Origin of the sequence: Lichenihabitans sp. Uapishka_5 (assembly GCF_033947565.1) — a bacterium.
GTDB lineage: Bacteria > Pseudomonadota > Alphaproteobacteria > Rhizobiales > Beijerinckiaceae > Lichenihabitans.
On record NZ_JARPVX010000168.1, the window covers coordinates 1,900 to 2,442 of the forward strand.

The following is a 543-nucleotide window of genomic DNA, read 5'->3' on the forward strand; positions in this document are numbered from 1 at the left end:
TCCTGGGCCGAGGCGGCGATGTCCGTCACCACCGCATTGATTTCGATCACCTGCGCCATGATCCGTTGCAGGGACTTGCCGGTTTCGCCAACGAGTTCGACACCGCTGCCGACGTGCTGGGCCGACGTTGCGATCAGCCCTTTGATCTCCTTGGCGGCCTCGGCCGAGCGCTGCGCCAGCGCTCGCACCTCCGACGCCACTACCGCAAAGCCACGACCCGCCTCGCCGGCCCGTGCCGCCTCGACGCCGGCGTTCAAGGCCAGGAGATTGGTCTGGAAGGCGATCTCGTCGATGACGTTCCACTTCGGATGGCCGACGTGTTGCCGGCAACCATGCCCAGGGTGTCCTGAAGTTTGCCCATGGCGGCATTGAAGTCGTTACGAAGGCTCTCGTATTCCGGTGCGAATGCATCGGACAGACGGAACAGCAGGTTGCCTTCCGACAGGTTCTCGAGACCGTGCGCCACGGCGCCGACGACCCGCTCCTGTTCGCGGGACACTGTCATTCGCACGGCTTCGTTGCGCTGACGCTCAGTCTCGGCCG

At 64.8% G+C, this 543-nt stretch carries 1 protein-coding gene and 1 pseudogene; both read right to left on the bottom strand.

What is annotated here, in order from left to right; genetic code table 11:
- Positions 1-257 (bottom strand): methyl-accepting chemotaxis protein (locus P7D22_RS23620; protein ID WP_442916136.1); only part of this gene is annotated, 257 nt, incomplete at its 3' end.
- Positions 254-543, bottom strand: a pseudogene (locus tag P7D22_RS23625) (chemotaxis protein); the annotation flags it as partial. The pseudogene P7D22_RS23625 and the gene P7D22_RS23620, both read right to left, overlap by 4 nt.